The sequence below is a fragment of the Spiribacter halobius genome (genome assembly GCF_020883455.1).
GTDB lineage: Bacteria > Pseudomonadota > Gammaproteobacteria > Nitrococcales > Nitrococcaceae > Sediminicurvatus > Sediminicurvatus halobius.
Map to the genome: position 1 here is coordinate 2,577,442 of NZ_CP086615.1, position 24,936 is coordinate 2,602,377.

The 24,936-nt window shown below is 63.5% G+C and carries 17 protein-coding genes; 9 read left to right on the plus strand and 8 right to left on the minus strand.

Annotated elements, in window-relative coordinates:
• Positions 1-109: 109 nt before the first annotated feature.
• Entirely contained in the window at positions 110-355 is a 246-nt protein-coding gene (locus LMH63_RS19395; protein WP_109678566.1) for a helix-turn-helix domain-containing protein, read from the minus strand.
• Positions 356-802: 447 nt separating this feature from the next.
• Here LMH63_RS19395 and LMH63_RS11795 point away from each other — a divergent pair, with 447 nt between their 5' ends.
• From LMH63_RS11795 to LMH63_RS11805, 3 genes are all read left to right on the plus strand, one after another.
• Positions 803-1,642, plus strand: coding sequence for a hypothetical protein (locus LMH63_RS11795; protein WP_146205207.1), 840 nt, complete (start codon positions 803-805; stop codon positions 1,640-1,642).
• A 303-nt stretch (positions 1,643-1,945) separates the two neighbouring features.
• The gene (locus tag LMH63_RS11800) at positions 1,946-2,569 is read left to right on the plus strand and encodes a hypothetical protein (protein ID WP_146205206.1); all 624 of its coding nucleotides are present in this window, start codon (positions 1,946-1,948) and stop codon (positions 2,567-2,569) included.
• A 38-nt stretch (positions 2,570-2,607) separates the two neighbouring features.
• Positions 2,608-3,405, plus strand: coding sequence for a metallophosphoesterase family protein (locus LMH63_RS11805; RefSeq protein WP_158280365.1), 798 nt, complete (start codon positions 2,608-2,610; stop codon positions 3,403-3,405).
• Between the two features lie 250 nt (positions 3,406-3,655).
• On the opposite strand, the gene ltrA is transcribed toward LMH63_RS11805, so the two are convergent.
• The 3 genes from ltrA to LMH63_RS11820 all read right to left on the minus strand — a co-directional run bounded on the left by ltrA (position 3,656) and on the right by LMH63_RS11820 (position 7,924).
• A complete protein-coding gene (gene ltrA / locus LMH63_RS11810; protein WP_199225652.1) occupies positions 3,656-4,939 on the minus strand; it encodes a group II intron reverse transcriptase/maturase in 1,284 nt (427 codons plus the stop codon).
• A 684-nt stretch (positions 4,940-5,623) separates the two neighbouring features.
• Positions 5,624-6,808, minus strand: a complete 1,185-nt coding sequence (locus LMH63_RS11815; RefSeq protein WP_146205205.1) for a hypothetical protein — start codon at positions 6,806-6,808, stop codon at positions 5,624-5,626.
• 306 nt (positions 6,809-7,114) lie between these two features.
• On the minus strand, positions 7,115-7,924 hold the full coding sequence (locus tag LMH63_RS11820; RefSeq protein ID WP_229332576.1) for a tyrosine-type recombinase/integrase: 810 nt from the start codon (positions 7,922-7,924) through the stop codon (positions 7,115-7,117).
• A 940-nt stretch (positions 7,925-8,864) separates the two neighbouring features.
• Here LMH63_RS11820 and LMH63_RS11825 point away from each other — a divergent pair.
• Positions 8,865-9,932, plus strand: a complete 1,068-nt coding sequence (locus tag LMH63_RS11825; RefSeq protein WP_109678561.1) for a DNA-binding protein — start codon at positions 8,865-8,867, stop codon at positions 9,930-9,932.
• Between the two features lie 213 nt (positions 9,933-10,145).
• On the opposite strand, the gene LMH63_RS11830 is transcribed toward LMH63_RS11825, so the two are convergent.
• From LMH63_RS11830 to LMH63_RS11845, 4 genes are read right to left on the minus strand one after another with little or no spacing between them, the layout of a single operon-like run.
• Positions 10,146-11,315 carry a DUF2399 domain-containing protein gene (locus LMH63_RS11830; RefSeq protein WP_109678560.1) on the minus strand — a complete coding sequence of 390 codons (1,170 nt, stop codon included), beginning with the start codon at positions 11,313-11,315 and terminating at the stop codon, positions 10,146-10,148.
• Positions 11,302-15,000 (minus strand): SbcC/MukB-like Walker B domain-containing protein, encoded by a 3,699-nt coding sequence (locus LMH63_RS11835; protein WP_109678559.1) that lies wholly within the window; start codon positions 14,998-15,000, stop codon positions 11,302-11,304. Before LMH63_RS11835 ends, LMH63_RS11830 begins: the two co-directional genes overlap by 14 nt.
• Positions 14,963-15,661 carry a DUF4194 domain-containing protein gene (locus tag LMH63_RS11840; RefSeq protein ID WP_109678558.1) on the minus strand — a complete coding sequence of 233 codons (699 nt, stop codon included), beginning with the start codon at positions 15,659-15,661 and terminating at the stop codon, positions 14,963-14,965. The genes LMH63_RS11835 and LMH63_RS11840 overlap by 38 nt, the downstream gene beginning before the upstream one ends.
• On the minus strand, positions 15,658-17,175 hold the full coding sequence (locus LMH63_RS11845; protein ID WP_229332577.1) for a Wadjet anti-phage system protein JetA family protein: 1,518 nt from the start codon (positions 17,173-17,175) through the stop codon (positions 15,658-15,660). The genes LMH63_RS11840 and LMH63_RS11845 overlap by 4 nt, the downstream gene beginning before the upstream one ends.
• Positions 17,176-20,083: 2,908 nt before the next feature.
• Here LMH63_RS11845 and LMH63_RS11850 point away from each other — a divergent pair.
• From LMH63_RS11850 to LMH63_RS11870, 5 genes are all read left to right on the plus strand, one after another.
• Positions 20,084-21,829, plus strand: coding sequence for a caspase family protein (locus LMH63_RS11850; protein ID WP_229332578.1), 1,746 nt, complete (start codon positions 20,084-20,086; stop codon positions 21,827-21,829).
• Between the two features lie 21 nt (positions 21,830-21,850).
• Entirely contained in the window at positions 21,851-22,279 is a 429-nt protein-coding gene (locus LMH63_RS11855; protein WP_199225651.1) for a Tat pathway signal sequence domain protein, read from the plus strand.
• Between the two features lie 69 nt (positions 22,280-22,348).
• Positions 22,349-23,050: a MotA/TolQ/ExbB proton channel family protein gene (locus tag LMH63_RS11860; protein ID WP_109678555.1), complete on the plus strand. Its 702-nt coding sequence runs from the start codon at positions 22,349-22,351 to the stop codon at positions 23,048-23,050.
• Positions 23,022-23,462: an ExbD/TolR family protein gene (locus LMH63_RS11865; protein ID WP_109678554.1), complete on the plus strand. Its 441-nt coding sequence runs from the start codon at positions 23,022-23,024 to the stop codon at positions 23,460-23,462. The genes LMH63_RS11860 and LMH63_RS11865 overlap by 29 nt, the downstream gene beginning before the upstream one ends.
• On the plus strand, positions 23,459-23,869 hold the full coding sequence (locus tag LMH63_RS11870; RefSeq protein WP_109678553.1) for an ExbD/TolR family protein: 411 nt from the start codon (positions 23,459-23,461) through the stop codon (positions 23,867-23,869). The genes LMH63_RS11865 and LMH63_RS11870 overlap by 4 nt, the downstream gene beginning before the upstream one ends.
• The last annotated feature ends 1,067 nt before the right edge of the window (positions 23,870-24,936 follow it).

A 24,936-nucleotide genomic window follows, 5' to 3' on the forward strand; every position in this document is an offset into this window, starting at 1 on the left:
TCCTCCCGCTGCCGGTGCGCTGTGACCTAAGGGCGAGCCTCGACTACGCCACCCTTCGTGTAGCTGGTACCGGGGCGACCCACTCCGAAACCCTTGCCGGCAAGCGCCTTTATTCCAACTCAAGGCGCTTTAATAGCGCCGACATGCTGCTGCCGCACGCGGTGCAAATCGCGTGCACCTCAAAAAGGTCTAGTCGGCGCTCCCCGCGCTCGTATCGCGATACGAAACTTTGGTGGGCACCCAGCTTCATCGCCAGCTCTTCTTGGTGAAGTCCGGCCGACAGCCGTAGCGCCCGCAGCTCCTTACACAGGCGCAATCGCTGACTATTCCATGGGCTGTTGCGCGTTCTCCCCATTAGATAGCAAGAATAAATGCGAAATTGACATATGCAGTTTTGGCATATACTCTCCCCTGCCTACGCGGCGACTCGCGGATACGGCTTGCCCGAACCCTTGGGTAGCACCACATGCTCGTTCTGTGTTTTCTAACCTCTGATTCCAGCGCGATCGAGATCTGTCAGCAGTACTGGGCGCTCGACGATGGGGGCGCCTTCCGCCTGAAGGTCGCCACACTGGAGCACACGCACCGGATGGCTGCCGCTCAGCTTCGCCACGTTATCCGCGAGAGCTGTATCGCGGTTGATCCGGATCTCCGCTGTGCCGCGTGCGGGTCAATGGCCGTTGCCACTACTCGAGCGGAACACCTGGAAGCGCGTCGGCGCCCTACCTGGTACTGTCCGGAGTGCGCGGAGAGGCGTCGGCAGCAGCAACGTGAGGCGGAGCGGCGCCGTGCAGAAGAACTCATGGCCGAGCGACGGGCCGAAGAGGAACGACTGCGCGCACTGGTCCGCACATCGTTCCCCGTTGCCCCACTCAAGCCAGTCGATCCCGAAGCGCTCTCCCTCAGTGAGGGCGTATACCTGCTTGCTGTCACCCGGGCTGCTGCAACCGAAGACTATGAGCGCATCAAGCCGATCGCTGACTCCCCGACCCTGCTCAGCCCCCGAGCGGAATTCGATCGCATCATCCTCGAGCGCCTCTCTCGGAACGCTCTGCTATGCGTGGATCCTGACTCAATACTTGACGCATTTGATTTCCGGAATGGCGCTGTTCACCTTCGGCGCCCGCGCCGGGTCGCGTATAAATGCGCCTTTGCCCCGACCACAGAGGCGCGAGGGTGGTTGATCGACCAGTTGGAGGCAGTTTTCGCTAGCGGTCACTGGCCTGAGCACTGGAGGAGCGAGCTACCCGAGGTTGTCAGCCTTATTGGCATTGAGCAGTGCATCGCCTATCTCGAGCTTCAACAGGCCGAGCGCGATCTCCCCTTCCGGGCTGGAACAAAGACGCGGGCGATGTTCCAGCGCATGCTCGAACACCATTCTCTGGCTCAAGCGTTCAATCACATTTGGGTCGCCGCCCGTTACGCGGCTGACCACCTGGTACGTTCCCGGATTTCGCGTTCGCACGCCGCCAACTCCGCCGTCAGTTTCCTGAATACCCGCATGGAACGTGCACGTCACGAGCACTGGAACCTCAAACCATTCCGCCCCGACCCGCGGTGCTGCCGATGTACCGTTGTGGACGTCCTGAACAACACCGTTCTTAACCTTGGAGATCTTGCATTCACGCGGTCCCCTTTGTAGCTGCTCACTTGTCGTGCCGCCAATTTCTTCGGCCTGTGCTTCTATCGCGCGACCGCTATCGGCTCACTCCCCGCTGCGCAGCGATCGAGTACAGCCAGTACCGCGCAACGCGGCGCGCGCCAAGTGGGTACGCCCAGTTCGATGCCGCGGCATCGCGGGCGGGCGTCTCGAGTGATTCCCACCGGCATGGCAGGAGTCAGGGCCGCAAAACGGCTGACGTTGGCGGCGTAGGCACAGTGACGTGGGCGCGCCACCGGGTGTTCCAGGCTGATGGCCGCTAGGCGCAGTGCAGGAGGTTTCGCGATGGCCGTGGAAAAAGACGACGATCAGGATGGCGGGCCCGAAGGCGGAAAGGACAGGCAATGGCGGGAGTTGCGCCGGCGTGCCGATGAGTCTCCGCCCAATACCCTTGAAGTTCGTGGCTTCAGACTTGCCCCGTCCGTGCAAGAGCAGCCATGCGCGACGCTGAGCGAGTGGCGAATCTATCAGATCGGGAAATCCGGCACGAGCCATCTGGTGGGCTATTGTCTCGAGCAGGACAAATGGCGGCGCACGACTGCGATCACCGAATTCTCCCTGGAGGACATGACGGCTCGCACTGAGAGCGGTCGCAAGTATGCCCTGAGCGGCCCTCCGGATCACAAGCAGGGGCGAGCCTTGGGCGTCTGGCTGGCTGAGTGCCAACGGACCGGCATCAAGTCCTACCGCGATGTGACCGACCTCCTGCTGATGGACGTCTCGAGCCCGGACCTGCGTGCATGGGAAACAAACATCGCCCGCATTCGGCAGCACCCCGACTCGATCGACCCGGAGGCGGAGCGGCGGCGAGCGGAGATCCGCCGCGAACTCGAGGCGCATTTTGCCGAGCACCCGGAAGAGCTCGACCGGCTGTGCGCGTTCCTCAATCCGCCTAACCGCAAATCATGAAGCGCGAGGTGCCTGAGGATCAAAGCGGAGAGAGGCACGTGCTTGATCGCATCTATATTGCCGGTGATCCACATGGGCGGTTCGATCCGCTGAACGCGGCAGCCGCTGATCGTCCCGCTGCGATGCTGATGCTCGGGGACTTCGATCTCGATACCGCCCTGGAAGTCGCCGTTGCTGATGCTCGACGCAAGTGTGATCTGTGGTGGATTCATGGCAACCACGATGTCGACCGACCTGCGTACTACCGCAATCTGTTCGAATCCAGCCTGCGCGAGCGCTGCTTCTCTGCTCGTGTGATCGAGATCGGCGGCGTGCGCTTCGCCGGGCTGGGTGGCGTCTTCCAGGCACGGATCTGGCACCCGCACAATGATGGGGGCAGGCCACGCTATCTCACGCGCGCCGAGTACCTGGCGGCCGTACCTCCGCACGAGCGCTGGCTCGGCGGCCTCCCCAGGAAGGCCCGCGCCGCGATCTTCTGGGAGGACTACGAGGCTCTCTGGCAGCAACAGGCTGATGTCCTCGTTACCCACGAGGCTCCGGCATGTCATCCATACGGATTTGCGGTGCTCGACGACTTGGCGGAGGCGATGGGGGCGCACACGATTATCCATGGCCATCACCACGTCACATACACGTACCGTTACCGGAACCGGCCCCTCACCGTGCATGGAGTCGGGCTTGCAGGCGTTCGCACCGCCGCCGGGCGCGTGCTGACTCCGGGGCTTGATGAGGAGCGTGGGACATTCGAACTAGAGCTTCAACTACCTCAGAGAGACGATCGGCCTGCCGGCGAACTGCTTACCATCAACGACCTAATGCCGCATGCGGCTAGCTAGAGCTGGGAGGCGGGCCTCACGCACAACGTGAGCCCCGAGGCAGTCTCTACGCAATGGCGCGCATCGGGATGCGCGAACGCCTCCCATCGGTAGAGTCGGGATGTGGCGCGGTGGCTTTAGGTCCGGCTGATCTGTTGCCGCCGCTTTCGTTTCGGCGGTGCCTAAAGGGCCGCGACCCTGACTCCGTTTCCACACCCCGCTCATCGAACCGGACGTGCGGCTCTCCCGCATCCGGCTCTCGGACAAGACTTCACGCCTTCACCCACGGCTCGCCGCGTCCAAGCTGGGTCAGCCGCACGAGTCCGAAGTGCCCGTAGAGGTGCGAGAGGGGATAGCTCCCGCCCCGGCGTCGTCTGACCTTGTGCTTGTGGCGCAGCCACCGGCGTAACCGCGTCGCGGTGTAGCTGTCGAGCGCACGGTATGCTCGGACACGGGTGCCTACCTGGAAGTAGTTCGCCCAGCCGCGCAGCGTGCGATTCAACCGCCTCACCTGCTCCGTGGTCTCTAGGCACGTCGTGGAAGTCGCAGTCAGCGCACGGATCTTCTCCACCGCGCGCCGGATGCTCTTCTTCGACGGCCGCATGCCCAGCCACGGCTTGCCCGTGCTGCGCGAGTACAGCCGCCCGAACGTGTATCCCAGAAAGTCGAAGTGCTCTGCCGGCACGCGACAGACACGTGTCTTCTCCTCGTTGACCGTCAGATCCAGCCTGCCCATGATCGCGCGCATCCACTGCAAAGCCTCGTCGGCCTTGCCGCGGCGGCACAGGATCACCAGGTCATCGGCGTAGATCACCAGCTCGCTGCCCAAACGCCGGTCCAGGCCCCGCTGCTTCCACGCCAACACAAACCGGCGCATGTACAGATTCGCCAGCAGTGGTGAGATGGGAGAACCTTGCGGGATGCCCCGCCGGCGGTGACGCGCCTCGGTGGTGCGGATCGTCCGGCCTCGTCGGTCGCTCTCCTCGACAGCACACTCCAGCCATTGCTTGATGAGGTGCAGCACACGCCGATCAACGATCCGGCGCGCCAGCGACCGCATCAGCGGGCCATGGGGAATGCTGCCGAAGTAGTCCGAGAGGTCGGCATCGACCACCTCCGGGTGGCCCCGGAACATCCGCTCTTCCACCTCCACCACCGCCTGCTGCGCGTTGCGCTTGGGTCGGTAGGCATAGAGCTCCGGCGGAAGGTCGGCCTCGAAGATCGGTTCCAGCACCAGCATTGCTGCGGTCATGCAGACCCGATCCCGAAGCGTCGAAATGCCCAGGGGCCGTCGCTTGCCGTTGGCCTTCGGGATATACACGCGCCGTATGGGCGCCGGTCGATACGTCTCCTCTCTGAGTTGGCTCGCCAGTTCCCCCAGCCACCTCTCCACCCCATAGGCCGCCACGCCCGCGAACTCCTGGCCGTCCACACCCGGCGCGCCCCGGTTGGAGCGGCACTGGGCGTAGGCATGCGCCAGGACGTCATCGCGAAAGATCTTGTCGTACAGGGCGTAGAAGCGGTAGCCGGGCTCAGCCTTCGCTTTCGCGTGCAATGCCCTTCGCAGCTTCTGAACGCTTGCCGGAGTTGATAGGTTGCCCAATCTCCTGGTCCCTCACCGCGTCAGTGCATTCATCTTGAACCAAGGCCCCTTCCCTCCGCCGGCATTACCCGGCTTCCTCGGTACTACGAGCCTCTCCGCCACCCCAAGGTGCCCGTCCTCTCCCTCACGGGCGGGCGGTTGGTCATCCCCTCGACCACACCCAGGGGCTTCCCGTGTTGCGCGCGCTTCCCTTGTGTACATGCTGTCGCCACTACCCCGGCGCAGCGGCTGGGTGCCCTTCGCTCGCTTCCCCAGCCGTATCAGCCTTCCCCGGTATGGCTGCCAGGTCGGCCTGCGCAACGACCTTTTCGAGGCTTGCTCGGCGTTCACTCGCGTTACGGCCTGCACACTCGCGCCGTCACCGTATGTCGTGACGCACTTCACCGGAGGCTTCAGCCGTTTCGTTACCTCCACAACTGTTCCGGTTGCTTCCGGCTGGAGCGGTAGCCGGGTGGGGCTTTCACCCACTGGGAAAGCGCCGCCTTATCACGGCGCACGCCAAGAGCGGTCATTGGGCCCGATTAGCAGCAGTTGCGGCTCCAACTTGAAGTGGCGCTTTCGGCCTTTGCTGCGCCCCGCAAGCAGCCACGTACAGCGCTCTTCTAATTTCAGACTAGACGTCAAAGCGCGACCCCACTAAGGCCGCGGCCGATAGATGAAATAGCGATAGTTAAGTAAACACTTGACCAGATGATGCAACCTATGCATTTCACGAAACGCTTCAAGAACTTTGCGTACAAACTCTATGAAATACATCGCTTCCGCCCTATCCTTCCGGATACCTTCGCGATATGGGTAATACGTAATTAGCTGTGAAATTTCATCGTAGTCAGTTTTATGATGAGCAATCGCGTTCCTTAGCTGGTTGTCCAATGCATTCTCGTTCAGCGGGAACCAGCAATTATCGAGATGAGAAATTTTCAGTCCATATGGCAGATCCGCGAATGCATCCAAGTCCCTCGGTGTTTTGTTGCCGACGTCCTTGAACTTGCGGTGGTCCCCGCGATGCAGTAAATTGTTTACCCCCGCCACCAAGATCAGCTCCCTCGACAGCACCTCGGAAATGTTCTTATAGAGCTCTCGATGAGAGTGGAAATCATCTACAGAAACACGAAGTGCGACTTTCTCGCTTTCGCTTTCATCTCTGGAATCGAGGAGATCGAGGAATAGCGCAGGCCTGAGTGCAAGCTCCGCTTGAAGAACATCCGGATAGACATCTAAGCAGTCCCTCTGGACATTCTTTAAGAAGCCCGATTCTAATGTCTGCTCAATGAACTGATCAAGCTCTTGTTTGTGGTCAGATGCAATGCTTCGGATGACCCTAAGGTGTAGTTCTACAGCGTTCGCATTGTCGTTTGGAAGAGAGAAGGGGAAAAACACCTTCGCCAAAACGTTATAGAGAGCGAGATTCAGGTCCTGAGGTTCCTGAGAAATGACCTCTTCATTGAAGTGGCTTTTGCAAAGACGGGCGAACAGATCTTTATTCTTGTAATAGAGGCGCAGAACTCTCTGCAGATCGTTCCGCTTCTGGTGTAGCGAGTTAAGCGCGTTCAGTCGCTGGTTGTGAAACAAATAGCGATCATGCCCGACACGTGCTACCGCTTCCATGAAGGGCGTTCTCCCCATGACGTACTTGCCGAATGTCACCGGAAAGTCAATGTGCAGGTCAACGAAGGGGCGTGACCCGTCAAACGGCCCTTCGGTCTGAGCGAGCTCTGCGCCCCTGACCTTCATCGAAGAGCCCCAGCTAACAAATATATCAATCGCCTCGCCGCATTCAGGGCAAGCGAAGCGGAGGGGGTGTTCGTCACGGTTGGACACACCAATTCGAGTATCAATAAGGCATTGGCAGGTAGAGCACTCGAAGGTTTGGCAAAAATTCAATTCGCTGTATCTCTCTCGTTTAGCCAATACACTGATGGCATGGTAGCACCCAATTCGTGTGGGTTGAGAGTCGGGTGTTGAAAGCCAGCCGACCTACGTTCGGCTGCGCGATACCGCGAGCGGCATTGGGTCGTTCTGCGCCATTCGAGGGCAGTTTCCGGCCGCTCTGAGGAAAGCCCGCCGCCGCAGGGAATAGTGCATGTGTCCTACTCAGCGTCGATGGATACCACAGAGCACGTTTGGCTACCCCGCGCCGATACCGTCAAAAACTTCGTCGCCGCGACGGAGGGCGTCGTCCTTCGATTGGCCGGTCGCGTGGCTATAAATGTCGAGACTCGTGTCATGACTGTGTCTGAGCAGTCGGCGGATGACGACCCGCGGGAGCACACCGTCAAGTAGGTGGCTGGCACGGCTGTGACGGAGCCAGTGCGGCGATGCGCGTTCGAGGCTTACGGAGATGTGTGTTGGCGCATACTCGTCACGCGCTAGCCGGGCACCCTCCCTAAAGAGCTCGGTGAGCACCCGGTAGATTTGCCGCGTCGAGAGTGCGCGGCGCTGCTCCCCAACAGAGGGAACCAACGCGAGCGTCTCCTTCGGGTGTGGCTGCGGGTGGCGCTGCAAAGAGACACGAAATCGGATGAGCGCCTCAACAAGCCGCGCCGAGCAGTCGATAGCGGCGGGTTTGGCACCCTTGCCGAGGATCTGAAGCCGCCAGGTCTCGCCGCCGTCCGCCGAACGAAAGGACCCCATGGTGTGGGTTGCCATCTCCTCGGTGCGAAGCGCGGCGATGTAGGCGAGCGTGAGGAGCCAGCGGTCACGTTCATAGGCAGCAACCGCCCGCTCTGTCCTCAGGGGCCTCATCTGGAGTGCTCTCCACACGTACGCAAGTGCCGCGCGCTCGAGGAAGCGCTCGCCTTGGATCTCGAAATCACCCTTGTGTGCACGTGACGTCTCAGCGCTGGGGAGATAATCGAGCGCGAAGCTCTCAAGATCGAACGGGTTCACTCGGAGATACCCGCTGCGCCGGAGGTAGGCGAAGAAACGCCGAAGCATTCCGAGCTCCCGGCGGATGCCTTCGCGGGAAAGCGGCGCGGTGAAGGGTCGCCAGCGAGGGTCGGTCCGGCGGTGACGCTGCGGTGACGTCCAGCGCTCCGGCGGTGAAGGTGCCGCGAGAAAGTCACGGTAGCCAAGGGCCTCCTCGCGGCGTAGCCCCTGAAAGTCCCCGTGCCCCATGTGCTCCAGCCATAGCAGAAACCGGTTCAGCACGGTGCCATATGCGCGAGCGGTATGTGGTGAGCGCCCCCGCAGCTCCCGGAGGAAGGACTCGACAATCTCAGCGTCCGTCCGGGCACGCGTGAGTGGCTGCGCGGTGTCCGGTGCCGCGGCACGCCCAGCGCTCTGATCAGGTCGTAGCGAACGATCGGTCATCACTGTCGCCCATTCCCCTGGCAACTCGCGGCCTAGCCCCTATGAGGCCACATGAGGGAACGGGTGAACAGACCAACCGTCGATGCCCAGAACGAGGCGGTGAGCGAAGGCGCCGACGAATCTCGACACCCCTTTCCCGCGCGGATGCCGGGCGGGCGATAGCCCGGCGTAGCGTTCGTCACCAAGCAACGGCCACAGCGACTCGACTGGAAGCGTCCCAACTCGAGGCTTCCAGCTCTTCCGGGGCCTCAAATCTCTGGGTCAGCATTGAGCTCGGTACGGACCGTAGACCCATGGATCTTGGCGAGGAACGGTGCCGTCACATCCTGCCTGCGAGGCCATACTCCAGTGCGTCTGATAAGAGCAAGTATCAGCCGTACACACCGCATTACGGATTACGAAATACTACGCTACGATGTCGTATATGCCCGCGTCCCACCCTACGGCCGACGCACTTCGGCGCCCCCAATCGAATACAGTGCGTTCCCGGGTTCACATTCCGGGCGATTGCAGGCAACCCGACGCAAGCGGCAGGCTCGCCTCGCCTGCCGCCAGGAGATGACCGATGCCCCGCACGCCAACTATCGGGTACGAACAGTTCTGCCGCGTAGCCTCGGCGCTTCTTGCGCTGAACGGCCACCGGCTTGATGACCTGACCTTTGCGCGTGTCTACGAGCAGCTTGGGCGGCGTGGCAGCTCGCAACGGATCAACGACTTTCTCAAGCGGTTCAAGGACGAGTACCGCAGCGGCGAGCGGCCGGGCGGGCTCAGCGGCGAACTCGAGGCGGAGATGCGGGCTTCCGCCCAACGCATCACGGAAACGCTGCAGCGCGAAGCGCAGGCCATGATCGAGGCGGAGCGCGCAAGTATTCAGGCGCCACTGGATGAGGCACGTCAGGAGGCCGAGGCGGCGCAGACCGCAAGCGCGGCCGTCCGCCAGCAGTACCGCGACCTTGAGGACACGTTGCAACGCGAGCAGGAGGTCCGCGCGCAAGTCGAGCGCCGACTAAGCGAACTCCAGCGCCAGCATGACACCCTCACCAACGAACACCATGCAATTGCCAAGGAGTCCACAAGGCTAGAGTCGGAGCTCTCCCATCACGCAGAGCAACTGACGCAGCGAAACGCCGACAATGAGGCGCTCCAACAGGAGGTAAAGGAGCTACGGACGGGACGTGAGCGGCTCATGGCACAAGTACGGGATTTGGAGCGCGACCTCGCTGAGGCCTTTCGAGAAACTGCACGCCTCACGGCGACAATGAAGGAACGGGACGCTGTCATCACCCAGCTAGAAACCCGAGTCGACCACGAGCATAGGCGGACAGCGGAAGCCAACAGGCAACACCAAGCGGAAGAGCAGCGTCGTATCGCGTCCGAGACACGCGAGCAATGCGGCAAGCAACAAAGTGAAGCGCTCATAGCGCAGCTCGAACAGATGGAACAGAAGCACGCTCGGGAGATTGACGAAATGCGAAGTGCTTTGGCCGCCGCAGCTTCGAAGCGCCACGAGACCGACCGTAAAATGCATCAGCTAATCGAGTATGTTGAGCGTCTAAGTAATCAGCTGGCCGCAGCACCGAAGAAAACACGCGCCGGTAAGCGTAGCAGGCGCCCGCCTCAATCCGAGCGTTGATCCAGCTGGCCCGACGACCGAGCAGAATCGCGCTTGGTTGCCGGAACTGCGCGCTACAGGTTTCCGCGAGTCGGGTTCAACCTGCGAAAAGCTAGGGCAGCACAGACGTTCGTTACCCACCGCCTCTCTCGAGGGCCCTGTATTCCACGCTGTGGCGGCTCATCGAAGCAGCCGCCAGCAGCCAATCGAAACGACTGACTCAAGAACCTCCTTCTAATTCAAAAATGAGAGAACCAATTCTTGGTCAACAAATTTTGGCTCTCTTTTCATCGCGGCGGCGATGTGGTCAAGCCATATGCTGCCGGTGTCACTGACCGGGGTCTGATCGCATTTGCTCGCCATTTCAGGTGAGTGCGCGCACCCCTCCTGCTGTGCCAATAACAGTGCCTCGTATCCAGGTCGCCACGGCGTCAAATCCGAAAACACCGCCTTCAGTCGCGCGTAGATTGCGAGACCGGCCCAGTCTAGGTCGCCAAAGAAAAATACCGGCCAAGGGAGAGATTCTTGGCTCATCCAAGATTCCACAAACTCACTGATCAGCGGGCGGTTTAGCGCTCCGGACCCGTGGAGGTGAAAACAGGCCTGGCGAGCGTTCCGAATTCGCTGTGCGGCACCCCGAAATCCGGCCGTGTAAACAAAGGCCCATCCCTCTGTGCCGGGCCACATCCCCTCTGCGGCCTCCAGGTAGCTTTCCAAGTTCTCAATGAGGAGCACAGCGCGTGGAGGGGCTTCTGGGTGATAGACCTCGATCAGAACCGGGCGATACCGGAGATCGCCGGCATGCAGTCCGAAGACGATCTCAAGCCACTCCTCGCGCCCAGCCAGGGCCTTGGAGTCCCCTCCAAAGAGTTCCGCGCCGAGACGATAGGCAGTTAACGCCCCCCGCGTCAGCCGGTCCGGGATCCGGCTTAGGCGTGCCACCATGGCGTCGGCCGTCAGCCCATGGATCTGGGGCAGGGGGTGTGCAGCAGCATAGTCCGGATCGGCGAATGCGCCTGATGCCAAAACCGCCTCGCGCCATCTCTGGCCCCAGGCGCTACGCACGGGCCGCTGCAGCACTGCGCGCGCGATCGCCTCTCCCTCCGGGAGGAACTCGATCTCACCATGCCGCCAGGGCTCGTCGTGCGCCCGGTGCTTGCGTCGGAAGCGCAGCGCAATCACGCCATGGCGGGCCAGCGCCTCAAGGTGGCGCCAGAGGTTCACGTCGTCGCCAGGGTGCGTCTCGCCGTTGAGAGCCGGGAGTTCCGGAGAGGTTACCGGTGCCGTGAGGCGCCGGTCGCGCGCCTCGAACGGGCGCTGGTCGAGGCGGTCGACGAAGCGCGAAAGCAGCGCCCGGATCTGCGGGTGTGCTAGTGCCCGATCGATCCCGTCAGACGGCGCCATCGTTCACCCTGCGCACGGGCGCCTGCTCATCGAGCCCTTCCGCGAACTTCAGGTCGAGGTTGTAGGAGACCCGCTCGCGAGCCCTCGCACGCTCCTCTCGGAACAGCGCCTCGACCCGCTCGCGATTGAGAATGCTCTTCTGCAGGTAGACTTTCTCCTTCAACTCACCGATGCCTTCGGGCGCCGGGATCTTGCTGACATCGATCAACATGTCGACGCTGTCGTGCAGCGGCCCCGAGCGCCCATCCGGCAGCGCGAACACCATCTGCACGCCGAGCACCTCCGTGAGGTATTGGATAACTTCCTTGCTCCGGCTCACATCCACCTTCTCGAAGGTCTCATCGATCATCACAAAGCGCAGATGGGTATCGCCCTGTGACCAGCCAAGCGCAGTCGCCAGGGCCGCAGATCGCACGATGTAGGAGGGCGTCTCCAGCTGCCCGCCGGAGCCGGTGCCATAGGTCTTCAGCGAGATGGGCTTGCGCTCCGAGTGGACAAAGCACTTCTCGATGTCGTAGGTCCGGTACTCGCGATAATCGGTCAGCCGCCGTAGCTCCTTCATGCCGCGATTGCGGTCCTGGTCGAGGAGCATCCCCTTCAGGCGATCGAAGATTGCCTCATCCTCCGGACTCATGCCTTCCTCGTCGAACAACAGGAGATTGCCCATCATCTGGCCCGGCTCGGCAAGGCGCTCGAAGAACTCGGCATAGCGGCGGTAGTCGCTGCGCCAGTTCCAGCTGAACTGGTAATACTCATCCCCGAACGTCTGCCTGCGAAGCTCTTGGTTCAGGGTGGTCAGCACGTCCTTGCCGCGGTTGATGCAGTTGTTCATCTTCAGGCAGACGTCCCGAATGAACGTCTCGTTGAACCGACGGCTCGCGTCCTCAAGCTGCTCGTGGTTTTCGGCGAGGATGTGGTCGCGCAGGCTGGTGAGCGTAGCGCCGATCTCCCGGTGCACCAGCGTTAGCTCGCGAAAAGCCTCAATTGCGCTAGCCTGGCTCGTCGCGCGCGGCAGGGCGACGCGCTTATCGTAGAGTCCGCAGCCGTTGAAGTGGGTGACTGACGAGGAGAGATTCGCGTAGAGCTGGGGCAAGCGCTGATCGGGCGGCACGGCAATCGCCCGTGTCGTGTCGTCGAGGGACTGGGCGATGCGCGCGAGGGCGCCTTCCCAGTCTCCTCCTTCGGCATTGATCCGGCGCATGGCCTCGATCTGCTCGCGGCACTCATCACGCCGGGTGGTGAGCTCCCGCAGCTTGTTGCCAGCCGCTGTCCGGCTATCGGCGTTCGTCTGCCGCTCCTGCCGGATTTCACCTCGGCGCCCCATGGCCTCACCGTGACGCTCGCGCGCGGCCGCGATCTCTTGATCAAGCGAATCGATCTCCCCCAGGATCTCCTCGACCCCCGAGAGGTCGAGCGCCTTCAGCTGTTGCTCGGTCTCCTCGAGCCCCATCTGCTCCTGGATGACCTCCTCGAACGGCTCGATCAGCTTCGGGCGCTGAACACTGTCAAGGGCCTGATTCCATAGCCGCGCACTTCGCATCCGCACCTCGGCCTCGCGCTCCTCGCGCTCAATCTCCTTCAGGCGCCGGCGCTTGGCCTCGATCGAGCGCCGCCGAGCACCCTCGCCGAAGACGAGGTCGGATTCCTCCACGCGCGTAACGAACATGCGAAGGCTCGAGGAGGCGTTACCTTCGAGGGTAAGCCCGCGGGGCGTCTGCGTTAGCGCCTGACTGTCGGCCACCTGCACCACGTCGCCGAAATTCGCCCGAACCACCGCCTCGACCACCGGGTCGCTGAAGCGCATCAGGTGCACGATGGAGTCGGGCTTGGGCTCCCGCCCGGGGCGCTCGGCGAGCTCGCGCGCCCGCTTGCCCTGAATGATGCTCACACCCGGGCCAACACGGCGACGCTCGCGGTTGATCAGATCGATCGCCGCGGCCTCGAAGCGCTCCCCGACGATGATGTCGAAGCGGCGATTGCCGAAAAGGCCCTCGATAGCAAGCTGCCAATGTTCATCGCTCACCTCGATGTAGTCGCAGAGCACCCTCGGCTCACACTCGGGCAAATTCTGCGACAGCAGTTCCAGCGCGCGCTGTGTCGAGGGGCGATAGCGCACACGGCCGCTTTGCTCGATCTGCTCAATTGCCGCCTCATGCTCGCCCGCCTCGCGCTTCAGGCCCTCGAGCGTGTCTTTGCACTCGAAGTAGCGCCGGCGGATCCCTTCCTGGTGATGAGCAAAGGCCTCCGCAACCCGCCCGTAGCGCTCCTCGATGGCCCGCACGCTCGACTCCTGGTCGAGCAGCGCCTCGTAGCTCTGCGACTCAATCAGGTCGCTGAGGGCAAAGCCACGCCAGCTATCCCCCTGGACCGCGCGGCTAAAGAGGCGTTGCCAGTCCGGCGGCTCCCCCTCCGCGGGGGGCAGCCAAGACTCAGGGCGGTCAACCTCCTTCGCCAGCGGGGCCAGGGCATCGTAAGCGCGATCACGGTGCTGATTACCGTCCTTCAGCCGTGCCACGGCGCGGTCAAGATTGGCCGCTTGCGTCTCCTGCTGGTTTGTGAGCCGGAGTTTCTGCTGAACGACCTCGGAGCCCCGGCTCTGCTGTGCCAGCGCCTCGCGGCGGTTGCCGAGCTGACGGAGCTGCGCGTCAAGCCCCCGAATCTCATGCTCGGTCTCCTGCATCGATTGCTCAAGGCGCTCGGCCTCCTCGCCGAGCATCAGGGCCCGGCGCTCGACGCAGCGCCACTCACGCCAGGCATCCTCGAGCCTCACAAGCTCGCGATCGGCAACCGTTTCGATGGTTCTTCTCGCCGCGCCATCCGCAGCCTCGAGATAGCCAACTCCCTCCTTGATGCGCGCGGCCTCGTCGCGCATACGCTGGATGCTCTGCATCAGCTCCGAGACATCCTCAATCTGCTCCGAGAGGTCCATGGGCTCCAGGATCTCCTCGCGCACGAACTGATCGAGGTGCTGGATCGGCTTATAGACCATGAAGCGGGCGAACTGCTTGGCGGCATTCCTCGCCTTGGACTCGCTGATCGAGCGGAGCCCGCAGAGCGCTCCGTAGAGGCGTTGCAGGTACTCGGTCTTGCTCACCGCGGGTTCGATCGGGCGGTCGGGGTAGTTGAACCGCAGGTGAGCGGGCAGATCCTTGGTCGCCACGACCAGCCTCTCTCCCAATCGGCCCTCATCGGTCTGCGAGTCGGTCACATCCTCGAGCCCAAGCGGCTCGCCGCCCACGACCAGAAACAGCTCGTCCTCGGTGCGGGCAATGCGCTCGCCACCGTCCTGAACCAGCCGCGCGGTAAAGCCAGCAAGGGCGGTGAAGGGCTCACCCGCCTCGCCAGGCCCGGGCTCGAAGCGCCCGATGATGTAGGCATGCGCACCCTCCGGACGCGCGAAAGGCCCGTCATCGCAGCCGAGCACGTAGGAGGCTAGCGTGCGGGACTTCTTCAGCCGGCTGCGCCCTTTCGCTTCGTCCTGGCCCGCATTGAACGTGCAGAGATCCTGGTGGCCAGCCGTCATCAGCGTCTGCATGGCATCGAGCATCGTCGTCTTACCGGCTCCGGTGCCGCCAGTCAGCATGACGCTTTGCGCGAGCTCATGGGTGCCATTGGGCAGGTTCGCCCAATTGAGGGTCGTGATGGTCCTAAGCCACATCGTCGCCGCCTCCCTGCCCGTCTTCATCGCCGGTTGCCACCCAGGGGGCGTCTCTTGCGGCGTGGGGGGACGAGCCGTGTGCTTCCCGGGCGGCCTCGACAAACCCTTCCAGGGTGAGTGCGGTAATCGTGGGTCGAATGCGCACCAGCGCCTCACTCTCGAGTGAGTGGAACTCGATGACCCGGTAGTGCTGGATCGTCTTGAACAGCGCCTCGCGCTGCACCTTGCCCTCGGGCATACTCTCTCTCGCCACCATGCGGTAGCCGGTGTAGAGGTCCTCCAGGGAGACGAGGGCCTCGTCATTTTCGTCGGTCTCGCCGCCTCTCAAGGCCTCCTCGTAGCGCATTCGGCAAACCAGCAGCAGGGCGGTTGCATCCCGCGAAACGCGTTGCCGCAGGGCGGGCCGTCGCTCATCGGCCTCAGCCGCATAGGGGTTCTCCGCCCCCGGCGGATAGACGATCACGAACCTCTGATCCGTGCGGTGGACTAGCGTCAGTCCCATGGCCTCGAAGAAGTCGGCTACCAGGTCGTCCATGCGCTCAAACGCGTCGTAGAGCTCACTCTCGCGGTGATTGTTCGGGTCCCGATAGAGCACCTGGCGGCCTAGCAGGCGCTGGACGATGGCCTGGAAGCTCTCGAGGCTCAGACTCTCGCGGGCAAGCTCGCGCTTGAGGGTGTCGGTGATCATCCAGGGCCTCCGCGTCGGGGTTCCACGACCTCGATCACGTAGTCACGCGTCTCGAAGTACTCGTTTGCCACGGTCGCATCGATCGGGCGGATCCGAAAGCGCCTGCCCCTTGCGCTGCTGCCCGCCACCTGACCCGCATGCAGGGCGGAGAGCAGTGAGGGCACATCGCCAATTTGCATCTCGCTGAGGCGGATACTCCGTCCGCCGGCAAGCTGCTCGACGACGAACTCCGATATGCTCTCGATATCTACCCGAAAGATCCGGGCAAGCTCTTGGCGCAGATCACGGTCGAGTATGGCCTCTCGGGTCGGCGCCTCGCTCGGGGCCATTCGATTACCGACCGGGGAGCGGGTGGCGCGTGGTCGAATGGCGATGGTTTGCGGGTCGATCAGCGCCACCCGCATCAGGAGCACGCTGCTCCTCGGGTCATCGAGCACCCGTGTCACCGCCTCGTCCGGCAGCCGCGAGAGGCTGGCGACGTACTGCCCGACGCTCATGTCCTCGGTCTCGAAGGTAATCGCCCCCAGATGCCGCATCAGCGCGTCGGCACGGCGGACGAGGGTCCGCGTCTCACGGCGCAGTTCCGGGAGCTTGGCGTCGCAGGCCCGGTCGATGTGCTTCTCGATCCGATTGAGCACCCAGGCGAGTAGCACCTCGCGACCTTCCCTAAGCAGCATCGGGTAGTAGGCGCGAAGCTTTCGCTCGATATCCCGCTTGGTATCGTCGGGGAGGGTCCATACCCGCTCGATATAGCCCTTGATCTCCGAGCGATAGCGCTCCACGGAATCCTCATTGAAACGCACCTCGATCTCCGGCACGAAGCGGTTGCCCATGTACTCGAAGAAGTCGAGCCCGGCCTCCCGCGCCTGCTCTGCGGTGTGCGTGACCGTTTCGGCGAAACGGCGCTTGCGCTCGGTCACCTCCTCGATGATGTCATTGAAGTCCCCGACGATATCGGAGGAGAGCTTGGCGGCGATCATCAAATCCGGAATCGAGATTCGACCCTGATGCGCACCCTCGGTGAAGGTGCGCAAGTGCGCCAGCGTTGAGCGGGTGTTCTGTGTGCTCGTGATAATATCGTCGGCGTCCTGAGCAAAGAGAGCGGCGAACTGCCGCCCCCTAGGGGTGAAGCGATAGGCGTTGCGCATCGACCCGGGATCACTGTACTTCTCGATCCAGCCACAGTCCCTTAGCTCGCGCAGCATAGCGCTCGCCCTATCCTGCCGTGATATTGGCGCACCGACGCCTTCCTCGCACACCCCCTCGGGATCCAAAGTCACAGCATCTCTTAGGGCGACGGTGAAACATTCAACTACGTCGCTCCGGCTTTGGTGATACTGATAGTCAGCTTCTGGCCCGTTAATGCGGAGATAGAGAGCCCGGATGCAGCGTGCCGCCCCATCACGGTTCCTACCCGAAAGCGGCCGAAAGAAATTTCCGTAGGGGTATTCGAAAAAAGACGTATCTGCGCTACGCAACTTCACTTCCCCGCCCTCTCTTTTACTCCCTGACATGGGACTTCCTACGCTGGTTAGGAACTTTGTGCCCTTTCTAAACTTTAGGGAGCCGCAGCACAAAGGTGGTTACTACCAGGGAAACCCAGAGAGCGCACGCGGCTGGCGCTAATGTTTCGCACCAAGTCAGCTGCGCTCCCGCCCTCAGGTCTGTCATCTCAACCATAGCGTGCAGGTAGAAGGATCCCCCCAGGACAGGCAGGTTCTCCTGCCACGGCTTATCCGTACCTATCCTCGTCTCCGTCATACATCACTCTTATATCCAAGAACTTCGAGGGCACTATCGGCTCGCACGCTGGAGGACCGGCGAACACCAGAACCCCGGTCAGCTCCCTTACCGAAGGGCGCCCACAGGCAGCAACATGTGAAGCCCAAGCGAGCTCCCGATAAACGAGCGTCCCGCATCCATCGCAAATAGCGGCCGATTCCATGCAGTTCCATCTTAGCCCCGTGTCCGACAGCCGCAGCTACTGCCAACCTGTGAGCCTACCGGGGTCCGGCGTGCATTGCGATCGGCCATTTACAGTGACTGGGTCTGTTACTTCTGCCGTAGGCTCAGCCTGTTGCACAGACATGGAACCGTTATAGGACACGCATCGCCCTCCCCCAACCCACCAACCGGGGCGCGGGGCGCTGATACCTCAGTGCCCCCGTTACGATCCATTAGCCACTGATTCAGCCCACTCTCGGGCACAATTTCACTGACACGGAGCGTACCTTGCTGACACCCACACTTTTCGGCAGTCGAAACAGCGGTGCAGCCTGTCGCGGTCACCTGTCTTACCGATTCACCGCGCTCCCTGTCTCCGACCTCCCCGCCTTTCCGCCCTATTGGTCCCGTCCGGTCTTAACATTACACAATGAAGCAAAAGGCCGTTCCTCTCACAGCCCTCAAGGGCAAAACACGGCGCGCATTCTGCCAGTCGATCCGCAGCGTGCGCTGACATCGACCTCTTTATCGTCGAATTTCTACACTCCACAGTAATCGCTCTGAGAGTATTAATCGCGTAACCTCTGATGAGAACTTGGGTAATTCTTTCCAGCACTGCCGCCGTTTCCATCGCATCCCTCCTTCCTGAGGTGAACGGATATAGAAGTGACGCCAAACGCGCCAGACTGGGGATTTCCGATGCTAAATGGTCACGTCTCCTTTCGTGAAGACTTACAATGGAGAAACCTTCAACTACGAAGTTTATCCAATAGCGAAGCCATGTAGCGAGCGCAACATTTCCTTCTCCATCTTGACCGTCGTTCAACATCTTCTGCAAATTCCTAATTTGCTGGCACCACCACCCCAATGGCCACGCACTGTCATAGTCATCGCTGCCGATGAGCCGCTGGTACACTCGCGCAGCAGCTTGATGTGCGCTTTTTTCAGTACGTCTCGCTAACTGAGTAAAGACTTCGTCCTGTGACGCGCGCTTCAAATATTGCGATCCCTCCTCCTCCGTCGTAGCTAGCGTGCGGGTCGGCAACGTCCTATACATCCCGACCCTTGTAACGGTATATCTGTACCGCCTGCCACTGAAACGTCGAAAATATTCGTAATCGCCGCTCATGCATGACCGCAAAGCTAAATCAGCTGTCTGACGTAGCTCGTCACGGCACGTGGGTAAATCGTCGAGAAAATACGTCATCGGGCGCGATATACAACGGGCGCCGAAATTTCTTGTGGCGTGCAGCCACCCCAAGTACCTGTCGTTGCCTTGAGTAACGCTACCCCTCTCTGCAGTTGACTTCGAGAGTTGGACGTTCAAGATCCGATGCCCATCAGGGCAGCAACCGGGTTGCTGAACGGTGGTTGAGTTAATCGTGTACGGGATGGGTGCTTGACAAACGTGGCATGTGTGCCGCAACTCGATTTTATGCGCGGGACATTTTTTTACCCAGTGCATTTGCATGACAGGAGAGTGATGCCCGTTGCGCGCGCAGATATCACAGAAGACAACGTTATCGCGGCAGAATCTCTTGGCCGAGATACGATTATTTGAAATATCTTGCGGTAGGTATGCCGTGCAGAAAGCCCGCTCAAGTTGTTCTAGTCTGCGTCCTACGAGCCGTGAAAGCTTCTGCAGATCGAAAGGTTCCGGACTCCAGAGCTCGACTTCCGAGGACAGGGTGCTGCTATCCCGACGGACAATGCTATTCAGGTCACACAGGCTGGAGAGCCTGTTCCAGTAGGAAAGTTTTGCGCAAAGTGCCCAGAAGGAATCATCTGGGTAAGCGAGATTGTTACTCCATGCCAGCATGATCGGACCTCACGCGCTCTCGAGCTGCCAGCCTCACAAACGGAACAATAGGGCATGTATCTGAGTAAGGCGAGCGTTGGCGATAGTGGCGGTGGTCGAGGGTCCGAGGTAAAACCTGGCGCGGATGAGCAGCGTGACTTTTATTTTATCATTCAGTTGGTGGCGCCCCACCAATTATGATGTTTGGTTGTTTCAGACAACTAATTTTGAGGATTCGTTGTGCGCAATTGCGGCTTCGCAAATTGAATCACCGTGATGGCCGACGTAGAATCAGGTAGTTGAACGCTCGTAGGGTTATAATCTTCTCTTGGCTCCCCAGATGCCCCGCGCGGCTGCTCCGGATCGTCACCTCACGGTCAGCCCGAGCCGTTCGGTGCTTGCCTGACCGCGGTGTCGTGGCCGGCACGGTATGCCGCCGGCATGGCGCCTGCGGGTGACGCCAGCCTCTTCGTCGGGCGCCTGCGGCAACCATGCGTGAGAGGTCGTCAGCGGCTACACTTGCTGAGGACTCCACGGAAACCGCCGCCAGACGGGCATCGCTGCCGCGCCGTGCGGGAGCGGGCATTGGCAACAGTCGGGCAAAGTCGACCGAGCCAGCGATGAGTGCTTGTGGACGAGATGGCGCACCTGGCAGCCGGAGCACGGCCGGGCGGGCCTCGGTGCTCCGGCACGGCCTGGCTGCCCTCGCCTGCGGCCTGTTGATTGGCGGCTGCGCGACCGACAGCCGCCAGCTCGAGGAAGCCAGCGCCGCCACCGAGGGCTACGAGGAGGTGGACGACCTCTTCATCGTCGACTGCCTGTTGCCCGGCCAGGTCCGCAAGCTCGGCACGCAGACCTATTTCACCCCGCGTCGCCCGATCCGTACCACCGCCAAGGACTGCCGCATCCGCGGCGGAGAGTACGTCGCCTACGACCGCGCGGACTATCGCTCGGCGCTCAACGTGTGGCTGGGGCGCGCCGAGGCGGGTGACCCGGAGGCCCAGAACTACGTCGGCGAGATCTTCGAGAAGGGACTGGGCCGCGAGCCGGATTACGTATCCGCGGCGGAGTGGTACCGGAAGGCCGCCGAGCAGGGCTACGCAAGAGCACAGATCAATCTGGGCTTCCTCTTCGAGAAGGGGCTCGGGGTCGAGCAGGATCTCGCCACCGCCCTCAACTGGTACCGGCGCGCTTCGGGTGTCGCCGAAGATCAGCTGGTCTACCGCTCCGAGTACGACGACCGTCTGGACGAGCTGCGCGAGGAGCTGAGCACCGAGCTGGAGCGCTCCCGGCGGCAGGTGGATGCCCTCCAGGACCAGCTGGAGCGGCTGCGCGCCGAGCGCGACCAGCTGCAGCGCCGGCTTGAGGAAACCGCGGCGCGCAGCGCCGAGCCGGCACCGGAGGGTGACGTCGAGATCGGCGATATCGAGATCGTCGAGCCGACCTCCGACGAGGAGTCCGAGCAGCTGGCCGAGGAGCTCGCCGACGCGCGCGAGCGCATCGCGACCCTGGAAGAGTTGTTCACCCAGGTCCGCGAGGAGCGCGAGACCCTGGAAGCCAGGCTCTCGGAGCTCCCCCCGCGCCGCTCGGCGGAGGCACCGGACAGCGAGCCCGATCCGCTACGGCTGCCCGAGGGCACCACCGCGGAGGTCGACGGCATCGAGTTCGGTCGCTACTACGCGCTGATCATCGGCAACCAGGACTACCAGTACCTGGAGGACCTGATCTCCCCCATCAGTGACGCCGAGCGGGTGCGCGACGTCCTCGAGGAGAAATACGGCTTCAGCACCATCTTCCTGCCCAATGCGGACGAGGCGCGCATCCTGAACGCGCTCAACGACCTCTACGAGCAGGTCGGACCTAAGGATAATCTGCTGATCTACTATGCGGGCCACGGCAGCCTGAGCGAGCGCGAGCGACGCCAGCGAGGCTACTGGCTCCCTGTGAACGCGCGCAGGGAGCGCCTGGTTCACTGGATCAACAACTCGGTGATCAGTGATCATCTCGACCGCATCCGCGCACGCTCCATACTGGTCGTCGCCGATTCCTGCTACGCCGGCGCACTGGCGTCGGAGTCCAGCGCCCTGCTGCTGCCGAGCGGCGAAGGCGAGCTCGATCCGGAGACGATCCGCAACGGGCTGCAGCGCCGCTCGCGTATCGTGATCTCTTCCGGCGGCGTCAAGCCCGTGCTCGACACCATCGATCAGGAGCATTCCCTGTTCGCGCGTTCTCTGCTGGAGGTGCTTCGCCGTAACGAGGGCATTCTGCGCGAGAACATGCTCTTCGCCCACGTGGCCGCCACGGTGCGACGCCGCTCCGAGGACCTGCCACTGCCCCAGACTCCCGAGATGCGGCCCATCCGTGCCGCGGGCCACGCTGGCGGGGACTTCTACTTCGTGCCGCTGTCGGATGCCCGGGAGTCCTGAGCAGCGGCCATGACAGCTCACGTGCGAAAGGCAACGGCCCGCCTGCTCGCCGCCTGTCTGGGGGCCCTGCTGGTCCTGACCGCGGCAGGTGCGCAGCCCGGAGAAGTCGCCGTGGAGCTGAACCGGCTGGACAACCGGGACAACGGCAACTGCCGTGCCTACATGGTGTTCGAGAACGGCAGCGACCAGCACTTCTCCGTATTCCAGCTGGACCTCGTGCTGTTCGACGGGGACGGCATCATCGAGCAGCGCCTCGCGGTGGAGGCAGGGCCGCTCGATGCCGGCAAGACCGTGGTAAAGCTCTTCGACATCGAGGGGCTCGGCTGCGATCGCATCGGCCGTATCCTGCTGAACGCGGTGATCGAATGTCGCACGGAGAACGGGCCGGCCGAAGGCTGCACCCGGCGGACCCGGGTCTCCGCCCGCACTGAGACCCCGTTCTTCAAGTGACGCGCCCGGCGCCGCGGGCCGGCTCGATCCGACCAGCGGGGGGTGGCCGCCGATGCGGCAGGAGGCAGTATGCCGGCACCTTCGCTCTCCGCCACCGCTGCACTGGACACCCTCCTCCGCCTGGTCGGCGCCGGCGGGACGGTGATCGTCCTGCTGTTGCTGGCATCGCTGGTGGCCGTGACCATCGTGCTGCTCAAGCTCTGGCAGTTCCGCAGCGCGCGCATCGCAGACCACGCCACCCCGCGCGACGCAGCCGAGCTTTACGCGCGCGGGGAGCCCCGCGCGGCGCTCGAGCTGCTGGAAGGTTCGCCGCACCCCGCGGCACGCGTCCTGGAACGCACCATCACTGCCTGCCGTGATCCCCGTGTCCCTGCGGAGCACGTACGGGAGGAGGCGGCCCGCCTCGGTGCGGACAGCCTGGAGAAACTTCGCAGCCATCTGCGGGCGCTCGAGGTGATTGCCACGCTGGCTCCCCTGCTCGGGCTGTTCGGCACCGTGCTCGGCATGATCGAGGCCTTTCGCGAGCTCGAGCTCGCCGGCAGCCAGGTGAGCCCTGCGCTGCTCTCCGGCGGCATCTGGAAGGCGCTGCTCACCACGGCCGTAGGCCTCGCCGTGGCGATGCCAGCCGTGGTCTTCCTCAACTGGTTCGAACGCCGCGTCGAGCGGGTCGCCCATGAGATCGAGTTCACGGTCAGCCGTGTTCTCACCGCCCGGGCACCCGGTCGCACCCGCGAGGCGGGCGATGTCAGTTTCACGGCCACGGGCGCATAGGCCCTTCCGAATCGAACGACCGCAACGCCCGGCACGGGCGCTGATCAGCCTGACCCCGCTGATCGACGTCGTCTTCATACTGCTGGTCTTCTTCCTCCTGGCCTCCTCCTTCCTGGACTGGCGGGCGGTCACGCTCCAGCCGGCCGCTGGCGGCGGCAACGACAGCGCGGTCGCGGCGCTGCTGGTGGAGGTTCGGACCGGGGATCTGCGTCTGGGGGGACGCGTCGTCGACCGGCGCGCGCTGATCGCGACGGTGACTCGCCAGGTTGCCGGGAGCCCGGATCGCCGCATTCTCGTCCGGCCCGCAGCGGGCGTTCCGCTGCAACGCACCGTCGACGTCCTGGACGATCTGCGCCGGGCCGGCGCGCGGCGGCTCGCGCTGATCGACGGAGGGCAGGAGACGCCACCATGATCGGCCACCTGCGCACGGCACCGCCGCGCCGGCGGCAGGACAGTGGGCTGCTGCCGCTCATCAATGTCGTCTTCCTGCTGCTCGTGTTCGTGATGCTCGCCGGGCAACTGGCACCCCAGGACGTGTCCGGGATCCGGCCACCGGCATCCTCGCAGGGCACCCCGCCGGTGAGCGAGGCGGTGGAGGTCACCCTCGCGGCGAACGGTCGCCTGCAGCTGGCGGGAGAGCCCGTGACGGCGGACACACTCAGCGACCGCCTGGCGGCCCGTCTCGAGGCGCAGTCGACGCTGCGGGTCCGGCTCCGCGCCGACGCCCGCGTGGACAGCCAGCGCATCGTGTCCCTGCTCGATGTGGTGCGCGCCGCCGGCGCCCGGGAGCTCGAGCTGATGACGGTGCCGCGGCCATGATCGAGCCCGCTCTGCGCCACTGGGTCGCCACTGGCCTGGTTGCCGTGGCCCTGCACGCGGCCCTGCTGCTCGCGCTCGGCGTGCTACCGGGCGGCCGGCCGGAGCGTCCGGCGGGAGAGCGGTCCACCCTGATCGAGCTCGGCGACCCGCTCGCCCGTGCACCGCCAGCCGCGTCCGAGCCCAGGGACCCTGCACCGGCTCCCCCGGCCGCTGCGCCCGCGGCGCAGCCGACAGTGGCTGCCGATACCGTGGCGCCCGAGGTCCCGGCGACACCGCCGATGCTGCCACCCTCGCCCGCAGGCGCGGCTGCCGACGCCGGGACCGCACCCACGGTGCCGGACACTGGCCCGGATCGCGCGCGCGTCAGCCCACCGGGATCCCCCACCGACACCCCGCAGCCGCAGGCCGCGGAAGCCGTCACGCCCGATGACACGGCAGTCGCCAGTGCCACGGCAGCGCCACTCGCGGCGGCCGATCCGCCCGAGGGGGCGGCGACGGAAGTTTCCCCGCCGGCAGCGACCGCAACAACCGATGCCGGCGAGGCGCCTGCGACCCCCTCCCCGACGCCGAAGGCCGACAGGACTCCACCGCCCCAGCCGCTGCCTCCCGCGGCGGCCCCGGCGGGGGGCGTGACACGTCCGGCGCCGCCCCCGGATGCGGGCGCGGCCTCGAGTGTGGCCAACGCACGCGTTGCAGAACCGGACGTGGCTGCCCGGGATGCGACGCCGGCGGACACCGTGCGCGCGGCCGCCCCGGAGGCCAGAGCGGCGGCTTCGGTGGCCGCCCGGGCAGCGACCGCGCGCGCCGCGCCGCCCGAGGCCACGACGCCGGAGGTGACTCCGGAACCGAATGCGACGCCTGCTCGTGAAGGCCCTCCACCCGCGCCATCGGCGGCAGAGCGGGCGCCAGCGACCGTGAAGGCCACGACCAACGCGCTGCGGGCCAGGGACCCCGTCACGACCACGCCCCCACGCCCCGCGTCGGCGTCAGAGCCCGGGCGTGCAACCATCAGGGACGCTGGCAGCGGACCGGCGATCCGCGCTGCCGGTCCGAATACGCGCAGCCGC

Excerpts from the sequence above, each read along its gene's own strand:
- LMH63_RS19395 (WP_109678566.1), bottom strand. The coding sequence starts at position 355 with ATGGGGAGAACGCGCAACAGCCCATGGAATAGTCAGCGATTGCGCCTG.
- LMH63_RS11800 (WP_146205206.1), top strand. The coding sequence starts at position 1,946 with ATGGCCGTGGAAAAAGACGACGATCAGGATGGCGGGCCCGAAGGCGGA.
- LMH63_RS11830 (WP_109678560.1), bottom strand. The coding sequence starts at position 11,315 with ATGGCGCCGTCTGACGGGATCGATCGGGCACTAGCACACCCGCAGATC.
- LMH63_RS11870 (WP_109678553.1), top strand. The coding sequence starts at position 23,459 with ATGATCGGCCACCTGCGCACGGCACCGCCGCGCCGGCGGCAGGACAGT.
- LMH63_RS11825 (WP_109678561.1), top strand. The coding sequence starts at position 8,865 with ATGCCCCGCACGCCAACTATCGGGTACGAACAGTTCTGCCGCGTAGCC.
- LMH63_RS11835 (WP_109678559.1), bottom strand. The coding sequence starts at position 15,000 with ATGAAGACGGGCAGGGAGGCGGCGACGATGTGGCTTAGGACCATCACG.
- LMH63_RS11820 (WP_229332576.1), bottom strand. The coding sequence starts at position 7,924 with ATGCTTCGGCGTTTCTTCGCCTACCTCCGGCGCAGCGGGTATCTCCGA.
- LMH63_RS11795 (WP_146205207.1), top strand. The coding sequence starts at position 803 with ATGGCCGAGCGACGGGCCGAAGAGGAACGACTGCGCGCACTGGTCCGC.
- LMH63_RS11860 (WP_109678555.1), top strand. The coding sequence starts at position 22,349 with ATGCCGGCACCTTCGCTCTCCGCCACCGCTGCACTGGACACCCTCCTC.
- LMH63_RS11840 (WP_109678558.1), bottom strand. The coding sequence starts at position 15,661 with ATGATCACCGACACCCTCAAGCGCGAGCTTGCCCGCGAGAGTCTGAGC.
- LMH63_RS11845 (WP_229332577.1), bottom strand. The coding sequence starts at position 17,175 with ATGTCAGGGAGTAAAAGAGAGGGCGGGGAAGTGAAGTTGCGTAGCGCA.
- LMH63_RS11865 (WP_109678554.1), top strand. The coding sequence starts at position 23,022 with ATGTCAGTTTCACGGCCACGGGCGCATAGGCCCTTCCGAATCGAACGA.